This window comes from Pantoea sp. S62 (genome assembly GCF_016658625.1).
Classification (GTDB): Bacteria; Pseudomonadota; Gammaproteobacteria; order Enterobacterales; family Enterobacteriaceae; genus Pantoea; species Pantoea vagans.
On sequence record NZ_JACVVI010000014.1, the window covers coordinates 1 to 15,524 of the forward strand.

The window sequence follows — 15,524 nt, forward strand, 5'->3', positions numbered from 1 at the left end:
TGACTGCTGACTGCTGACTGCTGACTGCTGACTGCTGACTGCTGACTGCTGCCTGCTCTGCGGACGGGCAGGAGCGTCAATCCGGCAGCGTGCTGCGCTGCCTGAACCACGCCGCGAAAAAGCCGATAATAATGCAAAATTCGGCGATATCGCCGCCATAATACATCCACTGCGCGGCTGCCTGTATCTCCTTAAGGCTGGCTGAGGTTCCGTGCGGGTAGCCGTAGCCGTACATCAGTTTACCGAGAATGGCATGAGCAGCCGTGGACAGGAAGATAACCATAAGCCGTACGGATCTCGGCGGGCGATGGGGCGCAGGATCAGGCCCAGCGACAGACCATGTAAACAGGTAGCCGGAGAGGACAAAATGCAGATGAAGAAAAACAAAAAGGACGGGACTGGCCATACTCAGCGCGTAAAAGGGGGTGAGATAAAGCAGATACATCCCGCCAATATCCAGAAAAGCAGCGGTAACCGGATGGATTAAAAAGCGCACCGGCCGGGTACGCAGAATATTCATGATGCCGCGCGCCAGCTTCGCGGAGACGCTGCGCAGCAAAAGCGATCCGGGCGCACCGAATACCAGCCCAAGCGGCCCAAACATCCCCAGACAGAGATGCTGCAGCATGTGACCCCGTAAATCGTGATGCGCCCAGTCAGCCAGAGGCGGCAACACGGAGGCCACGATCACAAGGGTACCGGCCGTAAAGCTGCCCAGGCGCCAGAGGCTCCATCGGGCGGCGCAGCGCAGCCGCACCGCGGCCAGCAGATAAAAGCAGAGCAGCACGAGAGGCAGGATGACCAGCAGTAGCCACAGCGCGGCTGAAGGGGGCCCCCCTGTATGATGTATCATAGAATCCACTGGCTACCTTCCCGTCTCAGGACACCTCACTGCCCGTGCGCGGCGATAGAGAAGAACGCCCGCCGCGATGAACAGCAGACCAAACGCGTTCCAGATAAGGTCATAGAGCCACAGGTTATCGACATAGCGAATCTGATGCAGCCTGAGCAGCTTATGATCGACAATGCCGTCAAAAAGCTGAAAAGCGCCCAGGCCCAAAATGAAGCCTGCCCATGCCGCTGTCAGATCAAGCCGTTTGCGGCTGCGTAGGTCGGCAAACATAAAAAAGCCGAGTACAAAAAAAATCAGCTCGCCTGAATGCAGCAGTCCATCCGACAGCAGGCTGAAAGCTGGCGTGCCCCAGTCAAAAAAGTGATGCCAGGCAAGAATCTGATGAAAAATGATTTCATCAATCGCCGCCATCATACCGACGCCAAGCGGAATGGTCGTGATGAATGAACGTTTCAGGCCGGACTGCTGGGTTGTAGTCGAAGACTGCACTGCGCTCTCCTGAGAAAAATGAAAATGCCTGAACAGGAAGCGTAGCTGAAACTCACCGGCTCCCGATCGGGTTCCCTGAGCCGCCATGCGATTGCTTATAGCGCAGACAAAGGCAGAACGCTTAGTCTGGCCGACGATTAACTGACTGTTTACGCGCCACGTCAGAAGCAGCATTTGCCATCGCTGGCTTTTCTAAGCCGCTTCCGGCGTGCACCACAGCCCGTGCGTTTGACTCTGCGGGTATGAATATTCCTTGCAGGCCAAGAACCAGACGGTGACGATACATGTTAACGGCCGCCATATGTCAGTTAGACGGCGTGACGCGGAGCAACGCCGCCGAGGTGGCCAAATCATTATCGTGTCAGCCTAACCGGTAGAGTCGCCAAATTCTACCCAACCCCCTGAAGCCGGCTTGCTCAGTCGTTCACCAATGGGTTTTCCAAAATAAAAATAACTTGCCAGAAGAAAGCCGTAAACGCTATTAGAGCCATTCTGACCCAGAAAAATTTCGTTGAGGTAGAATTCAAGGATTCGGCTTTTTGGGTAGCGGTAATTAAGTATGAATGACATCAACGCTTCCCTGAATTTTCAGCTGAACCTGCGCTCGTCACTCAGAAAAAGGTTTTTGACAACCTGTTGTGTCAGGGTGCTGCCGCCTTGTACTTTTTCCGGCGCGCACGCTGGCGAACCATGCACGTAGGATCGCGATAAAGTTGATCCCTACATGATGCTCAAAATCTCTATTTTCTGTCGCAATGAGCATTTTATCCAGCAGAGGCGGGAAGCGACTGAGCGTTGTCAGTATGCGCTCCTCGTGGTCTCCGGGATACAGGATTGTCACTAGGCGATGTTCTATTGCGACGGAACCGTATTGTCGCTCTGTATTTGCGCCGTGTATCTGGTCAATTCTGTTATCTCCGGACGAAACAGTAACCTTAAGAGCTAGTTCATTCTTCCTAATATTGAAAAGTCATGGCGATAAAAAGTAATTTCTTTTCATTTAATGAATATTCACTAGGGCTGGGAGTTTTTTTACGCGTCTGTAGCGAGATGAAACAAGGATGGTTTTAACTCTTTTAACTGAATATTTATTCTTAGTAGAAATGTACGTTTTACCGTACACAATAGCTGGCGCCTCCCATACAATGCCATTTATTTTTTTGTAATAGTGTTTTCCAATTCTCGGATGTCTTTAATTGCAAAAGAAGTTACTGTTAGGGATGTGAGTAGTAAACTTCCTGCTATTAGCGCATAAGAAATATGAGGCGGTTTTTTGTCTGCTCAATTTCGACCCTAGAGTAGCCGTTTTTTAAACTATAAAAATCACGTAATACCTCTAGTAATCACTATCTAAAAGTATGGCAACAAACTAGAATTTATAATTGGCGCAAGGGTTGTTTGATTGTTTTTTTATATCCTCTGCATAATAACATCTAATTATAGCGCGTTGGTGTAAAGGTGATTTTTTATTTTTGTTGTGCTAAGATGTTTGAGTGCTAATTCAATGGAGAATGATTCATGTATTTAGTAATTTTTATGCCTGTTATAGGTTTCATGGGAAGGGTATGTGGACTTGGTTGCTGCAGGTGTTGTGATGTAAAAATCAGCCATAAAATACACGCCCCCTAAAATATGATTTTTCTTGCTTAGGTTGAGGGTTTTTGCCAAAAATGCAAAATATGCCAAAAGAAAGCTGATTATAAAGTCATGTCTTCCCTAGCTCTTTATTAGTATTTTATGACGGTTTTAATTTTTAATTAAGTGTTTTTATTGATGGCGTATATTATTTGTTCGTTAGTTCTTTTTATTGATTCTTATAACCCAACCTTTGTGCGTGGTTCAATGCTGGTGCTGTAGCTCAATATTTTTAAATAAATCATTACTGAGTCAGTATTCTAATTTTCGGCGGTTTCAGTAAGAGTTATTTTCTTTATTTCATTGTTGCTGTATTTTATAACTTAAATATTTATTTTTACATATGAATACAGATTTTTTAAGTACTTATATGCAGATGTATTTTTATTAGCAACCATATTAATCACGCATAGAGGTTTAAAAGCAGTGCGGCTAACGGAATACTAAGGTTCATGATTTTAAGCCAGTATATATTCTTACTTCCTCCATTATTATAACGGGCGATAACAATCATGATTAAGTTTTCAATATTTGACATTTCTACAGCCTGATTGTTATCTTTTCAACTGTTGTATGTCGTCAGATGACGACCACCAATGATCCAGCAGCTTGAGAGGATCGCCTTCGGGTAGCAGCAAAAAGACTCCTGTAGCCTGAAAGGGAGAACACGAAAAGTGTGGTACATCTGCCCGCCTTTGGAAGCAGATATCGTCAGCAAATGCGCACCTACGACGCGACGATGAGGGTACATTAGTCACTTCAAAGCCTGGGCTTTCACCTAAGCCTGGCAAGCTAAAAGGCGTCCACAAAGATGCCTTAATTCACCTACGTTATGAGAATTTTCAGGGATACGCCCTGAGCTGCATACGACTTTTGCTATGACGCATAAGCCCATTTGGAACATTTGGGCGCTTGCGGAAGACGCATCAGGAGCATGAAGCTGCGCGGTGTCACTTTGGTTCGAGTGAAACGAGAACAAAGTGACGCGCGCAGCGCATAACGACCAGACCCACGTACAGTGCGGTTTTCAGCATGCCGTTACAATCTGACGTGCATGTATTACGTGTTTTCAGATACTCAACTGGCTATTTATCAACCATGACGCGACGTTAACGAACAATCCGTTAAGGGCGTTTTACTAGAAGGAGAATGATCGACTCGGTATCGATGGCGACATCAGGAAACTGATGTACGGAGGCAGACTGACTGACGTCAGTACGGCGCAAGCCGCAAACAGGTCAGAGACCTGGGGAGCCTCGCAAGAACTCAACATCTCGCCGCCCCGATGCACAGATACCAGTCGAGACGCAGGAAGCGCAAAAGCAACCGTGTCATCGGGGAAGAGATGTACAGATTCAGAGTCATACAGCTGTTGGTTTATGGGCTTACAGCTGTAGGTTTTGAAGGAGATAAAAAGTGTCTGGTAAATTAGGTAAGCAGCTCGTCACGCTCGCACGTCAGGGCGGAGGAAGTTTTAAAACGGTTTCTGATCGTTCAAAGATTGCCAGTCGCTTTTCAGAGCGACTGGCAACCCTTAATATTCAGATTCGGGACGTTAGCCATATTAAAACCAAACATATCGAGAATTATATCCGTAGTCGTCAGGATGAAAATATCTCGCCACGCACCCTGCAAAATGAAATGGCCGCTTTACGTTCAATCCTGTCACAAGGCGGACGTAACATTCTGGCTAATCCTGCACATGAGAAATTAAGTAATCAGGCACTGAATATTTCAGGAGCCAGTCGGGAAGGCACTAAAGTTGCGATTTCTGACGAACGTCTCAGAGAAATCGTTATAACGGTTTCAGAAAAGGACAGGGGGATTGCGTTAGGTATTCAGCTCGCCAGATATATTGGGCTGCGTGCAGAAGAAACTGTTCAGTCGGCAAAGTCACTTAAGACCTGGAGAAAAAATTTAGAAGCCGGAAATAATAATGTGCGTGTTGTGTTTGGCTCTAAAGGAGGGCGTCCACGTGATGCCAGCGTTTTTGATAAACAGAAAGTTGTTGTCCTGTTAAATGAAGCTATTCGCTATATCGAACAAAATAACGGTAAGTTAATCGATAAACCAACGCTTCATCAGGCGCTTGATCGTTATCATAACGTATTGCGTGAAAGTGGAATGACGGGGATCCATGCCCCGCACAGTCTCAGGTATGCTTATTCCAAGGATGCCGTAAATCATCATTTAGAAAATAGCATGAGTCGCAAAGAAGCTGAGGCGTTAGTTTCAATGGATCTTGGACATGGTGATGGACGTGGTGCTTACGTTGCCCGGGTTTATAACCGGACAAATGAGTCAGATGAATAAAAGGCTCTTGTAATTTGCCTTAGGCAAACGCTATTATTAAAACGCTTCTTAAGTTGTCTTCGGACAACCACCAATGGTCTGTAGCTTGAGATGACCGCCTTCGGGTAGCTGCAAATAACACTCCTGTAGCCTGAAAGAGAGAACACATCAGTGTGGTACATCTGCCCGCCTTTGGAAGCAGATATTGTCAATTACGGCTCCTACTGCCTGGCGATGAAGGTACATTTAACCATCCGGCTCCGGCTCCGGCCTTCGTCCTTCGGGGAAACATTCCCGACAGGGCAAATGTTTCTCTTTTTTCTGGAGAAACTATGTCCATAACCCGCTCGTTTCTGAATGAGTTGCGTACGCCATTCGATCTGGTCCTCTCCGTTGCAACCCGCGTTGCATCTGAATGTCCTGACCTTAAGGCTGCACTCAGGGGAACATCGTGGCTTGCTTCACCTTCCGGTCATTATGAATTTCGTTCCCGCGTCTGGTTTGATGATCAACGTTATCACGCCATTGTTATGGCAAGAACGCCGATTGCAGGCCAGCCAGGCGATGAATTCATTTTCAGCCGGCACGGTGAGCATTTTACACACAAAGCTGCAGCGAAAGCCGCTCAGCATGCCGCGTCTGATGCTGCGACTTTCAGGGTGTTCACCGCTCAGAAATAACAGCGCAGTCGTCTGAACCATACATTCGCTATGCGAATGCCCATCGGGAAACATCTTCCCGACAGGGCAGGTGTTTCCCGCTCAACAGGAGAAACACCATGCACAGCCTTTTATTACCAACCTCTTTTTCCATAAAAGGCATCTTTTCAGCAGTCTCTGCTGCAGCGTCATCCCTGCGGGATCGCGTCGCGGCCGGCAAAAGAAAAGAAGAGTGGATAATGAACCGGGCTGGCTCACTCAGCTTTAAGGTTCAGGTTCATCAGTTATCGTCAGGAAAATGGACGGCCGGCATACTTACACGTTCCGGCACGTTTTACGGTAATCACCGGTTTGGATCTTTGAAAAATCCGGACGAGGTATTCCGCTCTTACCATCAGGCTCGCCGTTTTGCACTGAAGCTGGCGAATCAGATGGCAAACCTGCGTTATGCGTATCAGTAAGGGAAATTGGAATATGACTATTTCAGCAAACCTGGCAGATATGCTGCAGTTAGCTAACTACGAGTGCGACATGCTTACGGCATTAGCCTATCAGAGGTTTTGTCTGGACGACCTTGACGAGCAGGTGCCCCTCTACGGTGAGCTGCCCGTCACGGTTGCTGTTCAGATAAACGTTATTTACAACCTTGAATTCGGTATGGTTCAGGACCGTTTTATCAGTCCTGGCTGTGCTGACCTGGTTGACTCCATCCGTGCCATGAGCATCAGGCTCGACCGCACTTTGCATGAACGGATTTCTTCAGATGGTCATAATGACGGTCTGGGAGATCTGGAAATTGCCAGATTAGAATCTTTCAAATCTGACGTAACCCTGTGGGGATTTATTCCCCATCAGGGGGATAAATCCCCTTTTTTTTGAGGATTTATCATGACACCAATCTCCGCACCGCCCCAACACGTCACTTATGACGTTAAGCAGATCGGATGGATATCCCCGAGCCAGTGGCACAGTTTTACCCTGGCAGTCACTGAAGCATTCTGGCTGTTACCAGTACATCTCCGCCCGTGCTCGCCAACTAACGGTACTCGTCTGGAACGCGCTTCCATGATGTTTCCTCACCCCGAGGCATTTGAATTCGGTGGAACAGACGAAGGGAATTACATATCCAGAAGCGTGATGTTTACCCTGTAAATGAGCCCTGATTTGCGTATTGAAACGGAAGGGCAGCCCATTGACTTCTTCACGCGGATTGCGCTGCTGATGCTGTATCACCATTGCTCAGGCTGCTTTGAGATAAAGTCATCAGCCGGCGGCGCCAGCTGGGCGCTTCCGGTTCGCTGGGCAATACGGCACCAACTGATTGCTGTCAGTGATGCTCCTCAGCCTTTCAGCACGGAAGGTTTCATTACCGGCGCAGCTGATGAACTGCTCATCAGAAGCGTTTCCGGGGGTGAACGTCCGTTTACGACGGCTGACTGGGGGCTGATTTCAGAACTTGAGTTCGCGCTCGAAGAACTGAAAACCGGCACACGCTGATCCGGCAATCAATCTAACTTAACCCAACGGGGATTTACCTCCCTGTGGGCGGTAGATCCCCTTTTTAATGGAGATTTACCATGACACATACACCAAACGAGCCTCTTGTCCTTCCTGGCGTTTACCAGTTTGAGCAGGGAGCGTCCATAAATGATGAACAGTGGTTCAGGTTTACCGACGCAGTTAAAGAAGCCTTCTGGCTTCTTCCCGCTCAGCTCCGGCCTTATAAGCAACTGGGTTTTGACATGAACCGCGCGTCAGAACTTTTTGACGAAGAGGGTTCGGTCACGTTCAGCCATAAGGGCGGCGAAGGCTACTGCCTCAATCCGTTATATCTCAGGCAGACGCTTTCGGATAATTTTCGGACATACCGTAAAGTGGAGAGCCAGCGATGCAAACAGGATTTATTCGTGCGCATCGTGCTGGTTCTTCTGCATAACCTATGACCCGAAAGCTATTACATAACCAGTTCCTGTCCGCAAAGCTGGCGTTTCGCGCAGCGATGGCTGGCATGGAATATGGACATGTTTACCAAAGCACCTGAAAACATACCGGCATCGTTTGTTATACCTGGCGCAATTGAACACCTGCTGCTGGTAAAAACCTCCGGTCCCGGCAAGCAGGTCACCACTGAAGAGTGGGAAGCCATATCAGGCATTGAGTTCTGGCTTGCTCAGCAGCACAACAGCTGACCTGTCTACCCATCCTTCCGGGATTTGCTCTCCGGAAGGAGACAGATCCCGCTATTACAGCAGGTGATCCTATGTTTACTTTTAACAGTGACGCGCTCGCGCAGCTGTTTCATGAAACCTACCATCAGCCTATGTCAGTCAGGCTTGTTATCTGTTCGCAGGAAGGTTTGTTCCTGGAGTTCAGGAACGGATTACCCGGTCAGCTTTTCTACCGCAAAGAGCGAATTTATGCCCTTGAATACAGCGGCGGGAGTGCCGACCCGGGCGTGCAGGTTGAAATGAAGTTTGGTCAGATCTCTGAGTCGTACGATCTCACTGTGGATGACCCGGCCTTTTTCAGTCCCATAACGCCGGCAGACAGGGTGGTTGTTCTGTCTGTCCGTTCACCTTATCAGCTTAAGCGCAAAACCATCAGCTGGCTCAGTCAGCGTAAACTCGCGCTGTTCTGTGAACGGATCGACCTGATGAGGACTTCGGATTTTTGTGACTGCAGCTGCGACGAAGAGCGGGCCCGGTGGTTCGGTTCGGCAGCTTCAATGCTTGAAGAAGCAATGTTTACTGACAGTAAGCGGCATGACCGCCACGCTTTCTATCATTCAAGGCGGCAACTCCGGTTGCGGCTGAACAGCATAACCGCCGACGGAAAGATTATTTCTCCGGTGCGTTAACCACTTCCCCTGACGGGCGTATTTCTCGCCCGTCAGGGGAGGGATGCGCCCTTTTTTTATTTAAGGAACATCCCATGACCAAACCAACCAAAACCCGTCGCACGAAGAAAACTGAGAGCGTCGATCTGTACCAGAAGGTCACTGACCGTATCGTTGAGGCACTGGAGAACGGCGTCGCGCCATGGAAAAAACCGTGGCGCACTGCTGGCCGCTACGCCGCAGCGGGTCCGTTACCGGTTAATGCCTTAACCGGTAAGCCTTACAGTGGCGTAAACGTGCTGCTGTTATGGCTGGCCGCAGAGGAAAAAGGATACAGCACAGATCGCTGGGTAACGTATCGTCAGGCGCAGGAGCTGGGCGGTCAGGTTCGCAAAGGTGAAACGTCATCAGAGGCCATTATCTTCAGACCTTTTGAAAAGCAGGCTGAGGATGCCAGTGGAAACAAGCTGTTTGATTCCGACGGTAAGCCGCTGATGGAATCGCGGGCCATGATAAAGCCTAACTTCCTGTTTAACGTCGAGCAGTGTGACGGTTTACCGGACAGTGTTGCGGCTGTACCGCATGAGTCTCCCGTAGCTGAATACCCCGGTACGATCGACTGGCCGACGGAAAAACGGATATGTGAGATTGTGCATATGGCGGGCGTTAAGGTTGAGTTCAGATTACAGAACCGGGCCTGTTACGCCAGACACACTGATTCCATACTGATACCGAAGGCTGAACAGTTTTTTACCCACGCTGACTACTTCAGCACGCTGCTGCATGAAGTTGTACACGCCACCGGCCATGAGTCACGACTGAACCGCGAAGGCATAACCAAACCGTCGAAAACGTTCGGCGATCCGGTGTATGCGTTTGAGGAGCTGATAGCGGAGATGGGCAGCGCGTTTCTCTGCGCCCGGCTCGGTGTGTTTGGTGATGTTCAGCACGACAGCTACATAAAATCGTGGCTTGAGGTACTGAAGTCGGACAAAAAAGCACTCTTTCGTGCCTGCCGGCACGCGAGAGAAGCGTCAGAGTTTTTACTGCAGTTAGATCAACGTGCGGCTGAAGCTGCATAACACACCAACCCGGCATCGTTAAGTAAACACGTTGCCGTCCCGTGAGGGCATTGTTCCTCACGGGACAGTGCCCTCTTTTTTTGAAAGAAGAGGAATTAACCATGACGGCACGTTTACCAGAAGAACAGAACAGCTTTGTACGTGGCGGTCTGTTGTTTACAGGTAACATACACGATTCCATGCCGCGCCGGCTGCTTCTCGATCAGCGTCTCTCCCCGCTTGATAAAATGGGCTGGATCATTATCCGCCTGCACGCTTTGAGCAACGATGGTGCCGTTTTTCCTTCCTATGAAGAATTGCAGCTGCAGCTGGCAACGCCGGGCAAAGGCAGGGCATCAAAAGAGACCATCAGCCGGATACTCCTGATGTTACGCATCACGGGCTGGCTCAGCCTCTGCAAACGCGTGAGGGATGAAAAGGGAAGGGTAAGAGGCAATATTTACGCGCAGCATGATGAGCCATTGTCATTTGCTGATGCAGAAACGTTCGATCCGCACTGGCTCAAAACAGTGGCTGAAGCTTGCCTGAGCAGTAACCGCACCATCAGCGCCACGGCACAAACAATCATCAGTGAAATCCGGCTTGATCCCACAATGCTCCATCATCGCAGTCATCTCCAGATGATTGAGGCCCGTCTGGGCTCAGCCCAAAGTCCTGAAGAATTGACCCGCCGTGCCGCACCCGGGCAGACAGAGCGCTCACCGGGTTCGGATTCCGAACTCAGCTTAAAAAAGCATGATCATAAGCTCGGTTCGGATTCCGAACTCAGTGAGAGTACCGGGAATGACAACCGGGTTCGGAATCCGAACAGTTACGTACGTAGTTTTACTAATAATACAGATAAAACATACGTAACCGGTTCGGTTTGCCTGCCAGATGATTTCGGCTCACTGCTGAAACCAGAAGACCGGGACATGGTTAATCGCCAGCTGCAGGCGCTGTCGCCTGAGCGATCTGCCCTGGTGTTGTCGAATGTCATGCGTGCGCAGCGTGAAGACAGCCTGCAAAACCCGCTTGGCTGGTTGCTGACTGTGCTCAAAAAGGCCCGGCAGGGAGAGCTTTATCCTGCAGAAAACGTACGAAAAGTACCTGATCACATGAACCCGTCATCACGCCCTGAACTGCGCCCCTTTAAGCCTTCCCGTCCAGAGAGCCGGCAGACGTGCAGTGAAGAGCGCGTAAGAGAAATTGTTCAGAGCCTGCGAGTGTCTGTTGGAACTCAAAAAAATGATTAGCCGGTCAATGCATGTTCGAAAAGTGAGCACTGTTGCACCACGCAACAGAGGTTAAAAAACGAGCAATACTGCACCGTGCAACAGGGTCATTAAATAAGCGTCACAGGCAGCAAACAAATTTTACTTTTCGAATATCTGATTTCGAATTGTTTACGGTCCTCTCAGGAATGAGGATCGCCACTTAACTTACGAAAGCCTTTGCCAATCAGGAGATAGCTATGGCCGAACAGACAACCCCTCAAACAGCGCCCCGGCGATCTGGCGGATTAGTATCCACGCTGACTGTCGAGCTGCATTCGCATTATGCAATCAGGCTCTGGGAAGGGCGCAATCGATCAGATGAGAAATCAAAGGCTGAAAAACGCCCCAAAATACTGGGGATGCCGGAAGCGATTTCGCGGGCAGGTTTCGCCGGACGTGATGCTGCGGCCGGCAACCCCTATGGTGATGAGTTGCTGGTCAATCTTGAAGAGGCCATTAAGCTGGCGACTGAGAAGGTGGAAGGGCAAGTCAAAAAGATTGCAACCATCACCGCCGCCATTCCGGCAGGTATCACCCTATCTGAAGTTACATCTTCCGAGCCGCTGAACCTTGATGTATTCAGCCGTTCCCCCCTCGGCTATCGCTGTGTCTGGCTGTTAGTGCATTACGATCAGCTGGCGCTGAAAGCCTTCCGGGCATTCCATTACGGCCTGATCTCCCGTTCACAACGCGATGATTTCCTGGAAAAAGGGAGTAAAGCGATACGTGTCGTCTACGGGGTGATTCAGAACTACCGGACCGTGCCGGTGACATATGAGGATATCCGTCATAAAACGGCGCGTGGTCTGGCTGCTATAGAGCGTCTGGGTGAACCCGATCCTGCCGTTATGTCGGGTAAAAAACGTTCTTCATTCTCTCCACTTTCTGCTGTTACCTCAGAGGACGATTAATTTGAACCGGATGATTACTTCGGGCGTTATCTGCGCCCTTCTCAGCGGCTGTGCCGGCACTGACTTTGGCAGCATCAACAAAAATATCAGCGATACCGCTTTCAGTATCAGTAAAACCCTGCGCGGCAGTGATTCGGATTCCATGGATTCCATGGATTCCGGCAACGGTATGCCGGTACTGACAAAAGCATCAGGATCTGGCGGGAAAAGTGCCAGTAAACAGTTTAGCGTGCCGGTAGATATCGATACGGCCGCCGCGCGATTAAAGCGCCACTATGGCTATGTGAGTGCGGATGAAATTGAACGTATTCGCTCCAGAGATCGTAACAGCCGCTGGAGTGCCGCTGCCATTGAAGATGCCCATCCAGTGTGGGAAGCCGTTCCGGGGAGCTCCTATCGTATGGGCAGCGACGTGGGTGACAACGACCATATGGATATTGAGCTTGAAAAGAACGGTTCCGGTACGCGGGTATATGCGACATACAAATCACCCGTTGCATCGCACCTTACCGGCAGCGCGTTCAACAACGTTATGTCTCAGGTCCGCCAGGTTGCTTCTGGTCAGGCACGCTAAAACCGGAGGCCGGCATGCAGCTTTATCTATGTGAAAAACCCTCTCAGGCCAAAGATATTGCCCGCGTGCTGGGCGTCAGCCAGCGCGGCCAGGGGTGTATTACCGGCGGTAACATTACGGTCACGTGGGCAGTAGGCCATTTACTGGAAACGGCCACGCCCGAAACCTATGGCGAGCAGTTTGGTCGCCCGTGGCGCTCGGAAGTGCTGCCGATAATCCCGGACCGCTGGCAGATGACCGTCAAGAAAGACACTGCCGATCAGTTTGGCGTTATCAAAAAACTGCTGAAACAGGCCCGTGAGGTAGTCATCGCAACCGATGCCGATCGCGAAGGTGAGGTGATCGCGCGCGAGCTGATGGACTACTGCAATTACACAGGTGCCGTACGTCGGCTGTGGCTTTCCGCGCTGGATGAAGCCAGCATCAAAAAAGCCCTCAGTGAAATGCTGACGGGCGACAAGACCGAAAAACTGTATCAGGCGGGTATTGGCCGCTCGCGGGCAGACTGGCTTATCGGAATGAACCTGACGCGGCTTTATACCCTTAAGGCCGGTGAAGCCGGGTTATCGGAGGTGTTTTCCGTGGGCAGGGTGCAGACGCCTACACTCGCTATAGTGGTTAACCGGGATCTTGAAATTGCCGGCTTCACACCAAAGCCCTGGTGGAAAGTCAGAGCGCAGCTTGAAAAAGACGGTGTCCGTTTTGAGGCTGAATGGGTTGCTGCGGAGCAATACTGTGATGATGAAAAGCGGTGCGTAAATCAGCAGATTGCACAGGCCGTTCAGCAGCTCTGCCAGAAAGCCGGGAGCGGCAGCGTGATTTCCGTTGAAAAAAAGCGGGATAAAACGCCGGCACCGCTCTGTTTTTCCCTCGGCGATCTTCAGGAAGCCTGCAACAGGAAATGGGGTTTCGGCGCTAATGAGGTACTGTCTATAGCCCAGTCGCTGTATGAAACGCATAAAGCGACGACCTATCCGCGAACAGACTGCGGTTATCTGCCTGTATCGATGCGGGGAGAGGTCAATGACGTTCTCCAGGCAGTACAGCATTCTGATCCGGCTATCGGCGGCGAGCTTTCCCGTCTTGATACCGCTTTTACCTCGCGTGTCTGGAACGACAAGAAAATTACTGCGCACCACGCCATTATTCCGACGCGACAGCTCTTCGACATAGCAAAGCTGAACGCGAAAGAGCTCAAAGTCTACACTCTTATCCGCCTGCACTATCTGGCTCAGTTTATGCCGCTGCAGGAATCCGACGTGACGGATGCCACTTTCAATATCGGTAATCAGCTTTTCCGCACGCGCGGCCGCGTAATGGTTCATGCCGGGTGGAAATCACTGTTCAGGGGGGAGCTGGCTGAAGAGGAGAAGGGTGATAAGGAGTCCGCCGCGCAGCTGCCCGTGCTTGAGCAGGGCAATGTCTGCAGCGTCACCGGTGCAGACGTCAAAGATAATGTGACAAAAGCGCCGCCGCACCATACGGAAGGAACGCTTATTGCTGCTATGAAAAATGCCGCCAGCCTGGTCACGGATCCCCAGCTCAGAAAGATACTGCGTGATAACGCAGGGCTTGGTACGGAAGCAACGCGCAGCGGCGTACTGGAAACGCTGTTTAAACGGGGCTTCCTGGAGAAAAAAGGAAGATTCATCATTGCCACGCAGATGGCGCGGGAACTGATCGCTGCCTTGCCGGAGACGCTGACCAGTCCGGGCATGACGGCCCTCTGGGAGCAGGCGCTGGATGATATTGCCCAGGGAAAAAGCGGACTCAGTGAGTTTATGCAAAAGCAAAGCCAGTGGACACGGCATCTGGTCGAAAAAGGGCGGGACACTGCTTTTAAGGTCACGGTTCCGGTCGGCCCAGGCTGTCCGCTGTGCGGTGGCCAGACCCATCAGCGCAAGAGTAAGGACGGTAAATTCTGGGGCTGTGTTAAGTACCCTGACTGTAAGGGAATTGTTGGTGAGAAAAACCGTAAAACCCGACGCCAGACTGCGGGGAAAAGCCGGGGCTCAGGTAAGGGCCGGAAAAGCCCGGCTTCTGCGCCGGCTACCCTCAATCTGCAGAGCCAGAAAAGTTGACAGTAGTGACATTTGGCTTAAAAATAAACGTGCTTGTCCGTCGTCTCTGACGACCACCAATGATTCACCGGCCTGAGAGAATCGCCTTCGGGTGGCTGAACATAACACTCCTGTAGCCTGCAAGGGAGAACACATCAGTGTGGTACATCTGCCCGCCTTTGGAAGCAGATATCGTCAATCACGGCTCCTACTGCCTGGCGATGAAGGTACATTCAACTATCAAGACAGTCAGAATTTAGCTGATTCTGACTCCCCGACGGGAATACTTCTCCCGTCCGGGCAGAAGTTTTCTCCGTCGAACCAAATTTGACCTCCATGGAGAAAACATCATGTCTGTAAACAACACCTCTAATGCCAGTAACACCGGTAAATCTAAAGACTACTTCAACCTGACCATCAATGGACTGGGCTATCTCAGCAACGTTCGCCAGGTCAATGCTCAGTCCGGCACCTTTATCAGCTGCGTTATTAACGCACTGTCAGGTCCGAGCGACAGTCCTTCTTATGTGCGTTTTGACGTTACCGTTGCCGGCAAAGAAGCCAGCAGCCTCATAAACCGCTGCCAGAAAGCGGTGGATGAGGATAAGAAAGTGCTGATTGGCTTTGTTCTGAGCAATCCATCAACGGACATTTTTCAGCTGAAAAATGGTGAGCACGCAGGTGAAAGCCGCGTCAGTCTGAAAGCCCGCCTGATCAGGGTGGACTGGATCAAGATAGGCCAGGACATGGTCTTCAAGACTGAACGCGCCGAACCGCAGCATGCCCAGAGCGCCGCTTCCCAGCAGCAATCCTACGCAGAAAACTCATTCTGATTGTTCACCATAGCCTGCTCTCTTCAGAGCAGGCTTCCCCTCAA

17 protein-coding genes and 1 pseudogene are annotated in these 15,524 nt (G+C 50.5%); 14 read left to right on the forward strand and 4 right to left on the reverse strand.

The window, feature by feature from the left end; all coding sequences use genetic code 11:
• Nucleotides 1–76: 76 nt before the first annotated feature.
• The 4 genes and pseudogenes from IBT54_RS18040 to IBT54_RS25390 all read right to left on the reverse strand — a co-directional run bounded on the left by IBT54_RS18040 (nucleotide 77) and on the right by IBT54_RS25390 (nucleotide 3,515).
• Nucleotides 77–853, reverse strand: a complete 777-nt coding sequence (locus tag IBT54_RS18040) for a cytochrome c oxidase assembly protein (protein WP_201252623.1) — start codon at nucleotides 851–853, stop codon at nucleotides 77–79.
• A 12-nt stretch (nucleotides 854–865) separates the two neighbouring features.
• Nucleotides 866–1,516: a DUF2243 domain-containing protein gene (locus tag IBT54_RS18045; protein WP_236263480.1), complete on the reverse strand. Its 651-nt coding sequence runs from the start codon at nucleotides 1,514–1,516 to the stop codon at nucleotides 866–868.
• Nucleotides 1,517–1,708: 192 nt separating this feature from the next.
• Nucleotides 1,709–2,183 (reverse strand): annotated as a pseudogene (locus tag IBT54_RS25500) (transglycosylase domain-containing protein).
• 1,197 nt (nucleotides 2,184–3,380) lie between these two features.
• Complete coding sequence (locus IBT54_RS25390) at nucleotides 3,381–3,515, reverse strand: hypothetical protein (RefSeq protein WP_255541628.1); 135 nt, start codon at nucleotides 3,513–3,515, stop codon at nucleotides 3,381–3,383.
• A gap of 878 nt (nucleotides 3,516–4,393) precedes the next feature.
• Here IBT54_RS25390 and IBT54_RS18060 point away from each other — a divergent pair.
• The 14 genes from IBT54_RS18060 (at nucleotide 4,394) to IBT54_RS18120 (ending at nucleotide 15,480) form a co-directional block, all read left to right on the forward strand.
• Nucleotides 4,394–5,290, forward strand: coding sequence for an integrase domain-containing protein (locus tag IBT54_RS18060; protein WP_201252626.1), 897 nt, complete (start codon nucleotides 4,394–4,396; stop codon nucleotides 5,288–5,290).
• A gap of 152 nt (nucleotides 5,291–5,442) precedes the next feature.
• Entirely contained in the window at nucleotides 5,443–5,949 is a 507-nt protein-coding gene (locus IBT54_RS18065) for a hypothetical protein (RefSeq protein ID WP_236263481.1), read from the forward strand.
• Between the two features lie 98 nt (nucleotides 5,950–6,047).
• On the forward strand, nucleotides 6,048–6,389 hold the full coding sequence (locus IBT54_RS18070) for a hypothetical protein (protein WP_201252627.1): 342 nt from the start codon (nucleotides 6,048–6,050) through the stop codon (nucleotides 6,387–6,389).
• A gap of 13 nt (nucleotides 6,390–6,402) precedes the next feature.
• On the forward strand, nucleotides 6,403–6,807 hold the full coding sequence (locus IBT54_RS18075; protein WP_201252628.1) for a hypothetical protein: 405 nt from the start codon (nucleotides 6,403–6,405) through the stop codon (nucleotides 6,805–6,807).
• Nucleotides 6,808–7,092: 285 nt separating this feature from the next.
• Nucleotides 7,093–7,425, forward strand: coding sequence for a hypothetical protein (locus IBT54_RS25235; protein WP_236263483.1), 333 nt, complete (start codon nucleotides 7,093–7,095; stop codon nucleotides 7,423–7,425).
• A gap of 80 nt (nucleotides 7,426–7,505) precedes the next feature.
• A complete protein-coding gene (locus IBT54_RS25240; protein ID WP_236263484.1) occupies nucleotides 7,506–7,871 on the forward strand; it encodes a hypothetical protein in 366 nt (121 codons plus the stop codon).
• Nucleotides 7,872–7,949: 78 nt separating this feature from the next.
• Entirely contained in the window at nucleotides 7,950–8,117 is a 168-nt protein-coding gene (locus tag IBT54_RS25245) for a hypothetical protein (RefSeq protein WP_236263486.1), read from the forward strand.
• A gap of 167 nt (nucleotides 8,118–8,284) precedes the next feature.
• On the forward strand, nucleotides 8,285–8,785 hold the full coding sequence (locus IBT54_RS18090) for a hypothetical protein (RefSeq protein ID WP_236263488.1): 501 nt from the start codon (nucleotides 8,285–8,287) through the stop codon (nucleotides 8,783–8,785).
• 74 nt (nucleotides 8,786–8,859) lie between these two features.
• A complete protein-coding gene (locus IBT54_RS18095; RefSeq protein WP_201252630.1) occupies nucleotides 8,860–9,846 on the forward strand; it encodes an ArdC family protein in 987 nt (328 codons plus the stop codon).
• A 101-nt stretch (nucleotides 9,847–9,947) separates the two neighbouring features.
• On the forward strand, nucleotides 9,948–11,081 hold the full coding sequence (locus tag IBT54_RS18100) for an STY4528 family pathogenicity island replication protein (RefSeq protein WP_201252631.1): 1,134 nt from the start codon (nucleotides 9,948–9,950) through the stop codon (nucleotides 11,079–11,081).
• 218 nt (nucleotides 11,082–11,299) lie between these two features.
• Nucleotides 11,300–12,013, forward strand: a complete 714-nt coding sequence (locus IBT54_RS18105) for a PFL_4669 family integrating conjugative element protein (protein WP_201252632.1) — start codon at nucleotides 11,300–11,302, stop codon at nucleotides 12,011–12,013.
• 1 nt (nucleotide 12,014) lies between these two features.
• Nucleotides 12,015–12,587 (forward strand): hypothetical protein, encoded by a 573-nt coding sequence (locus IBT54_RS18110; protein WP_201252633.1) that lies wholly within the window; start codon nucleotides 12,015–12,017, stop codon nucleotides 12,585–12,587.
• A 14-nt stretch (nucleotides 12,588–12,601) separates the two neighbouring features.
• Nucleotides 12,602–14,668 carry a DNA topoisomerase III gene (locus IBT54_RS18115; protein ID WP_201252634.1) on the forward strand — a complete coding sequence of 689 codons (2,067 nt, stop codon included), beginning with the start codon at nucleotides 12,602–12,604 and terminating at the stop codon, nucleotides 14,666–14,668.
• Nucleotides 14,669–14,997: 329 nt separating this feature from the next.
• A complete protein-coding gene (locus IBT54_RS18120) occupies nucleotides 14,998–15,480 on the forward strand; it encodes an STY4534 family ICE replication protein (RefSeq protein ID WP_200547439.1) in 483 nt (160 codons plus the stop codon).
• Nucleotides 15,481–15,524 lie beyond the last annotated feature (44 nt).

What these genes read in the sequence shown, in the direction of transcription:
- IBT54_RS25390 (WP_255541628.1), bottom strand. Translation starts at nt 3,515, where the DNA reads ATGTCAAATATTGAAAACTTAATCATGATTGTTATCGCCCGTTATAAT.
- IBT54_RS18075 (WP_201252628.1), top strand. Translation starts at nt 6,403, where the DNA reads ATGACTATTTCAGCAAACCTGGCAGATATGCTGCAGTTAGCTAACTAC.
- IBT54_RS25240 (WP_236263484.1), top strand. Translation starts at nt 7,506, where the DNA reads ATGACACATACACCAAACGAGCCTCTTGTCCTTCCTGGCGTTTACCAG.
- IBT54_RS18070 (WP_201252627.1), top strand. Translation starts at nt 6,048, where the DNA reads ATGCACAGCCTTTTATTACCAACCTCTTTTTCCATAAAAGGCATCTTT.
- IBT54_RS18095 (WP_201252630.1), top strand. Translation starts at nt 8,860, where the DNA reads ATGACCAAACCAACCAAAACCCGTCGCACGAAGAAAACTGAGAGCGTC.
- IBT54_RS18105 (WP_201252632.1), top strand. Translation starts at nt 11,300, where the DNA reads ATGGCCGAACAGACAACCCCTCAAACAGCGCCCCGGCGATCTGGCGGA.
- IBT54_RS18100 (WP_201252631.1), top strand. Translation starts at nt 9,948, where the DNA reads ATGACGGCACGTTTACCAGAAGAACAGAACAGCTTTGTACGTGGCGGT.
- IBT54_RS18120 (WP_200547439.1), top strand. Translation starts at nt 14,998, where the DNA reads ATGTCTGTAAACAACACCTCTAATGCCAGTAACACCGGTAAATCTAAA.
- IBT54_RS18115 (WP_201252634.1), top strand. Translation starts at nt 12,602, where the DNA reads ATGCAGCTTTATCTATGTGAAAAACCCTCTCAGGCCAAAGATATTGCC.
- IBT54_RS25245 (WP_236263486.1), top strand. Translation starts at nt 7,950, where the DNA reads ATGTTTACCAAAGCACCTGAAAACATACCGGCATCGTTTGTTATACCT.
- IBT54_RS18040 (WP_201252623.1), bottom strand. Translation starts at nt 853, where the DNA reads ATGATACATCATACAGGGGGGCCCCCTTCAGCCGCGCTGTGGCTACTG.
- IBT54_RS18045 (WP_236263480.1), bottom strand. Translation starts at nt 1,516, where the DNA reads ATGCTGCTTCTGACGTGGCGCGTAAACAGTCAGTTAATCGTCGGCCAG.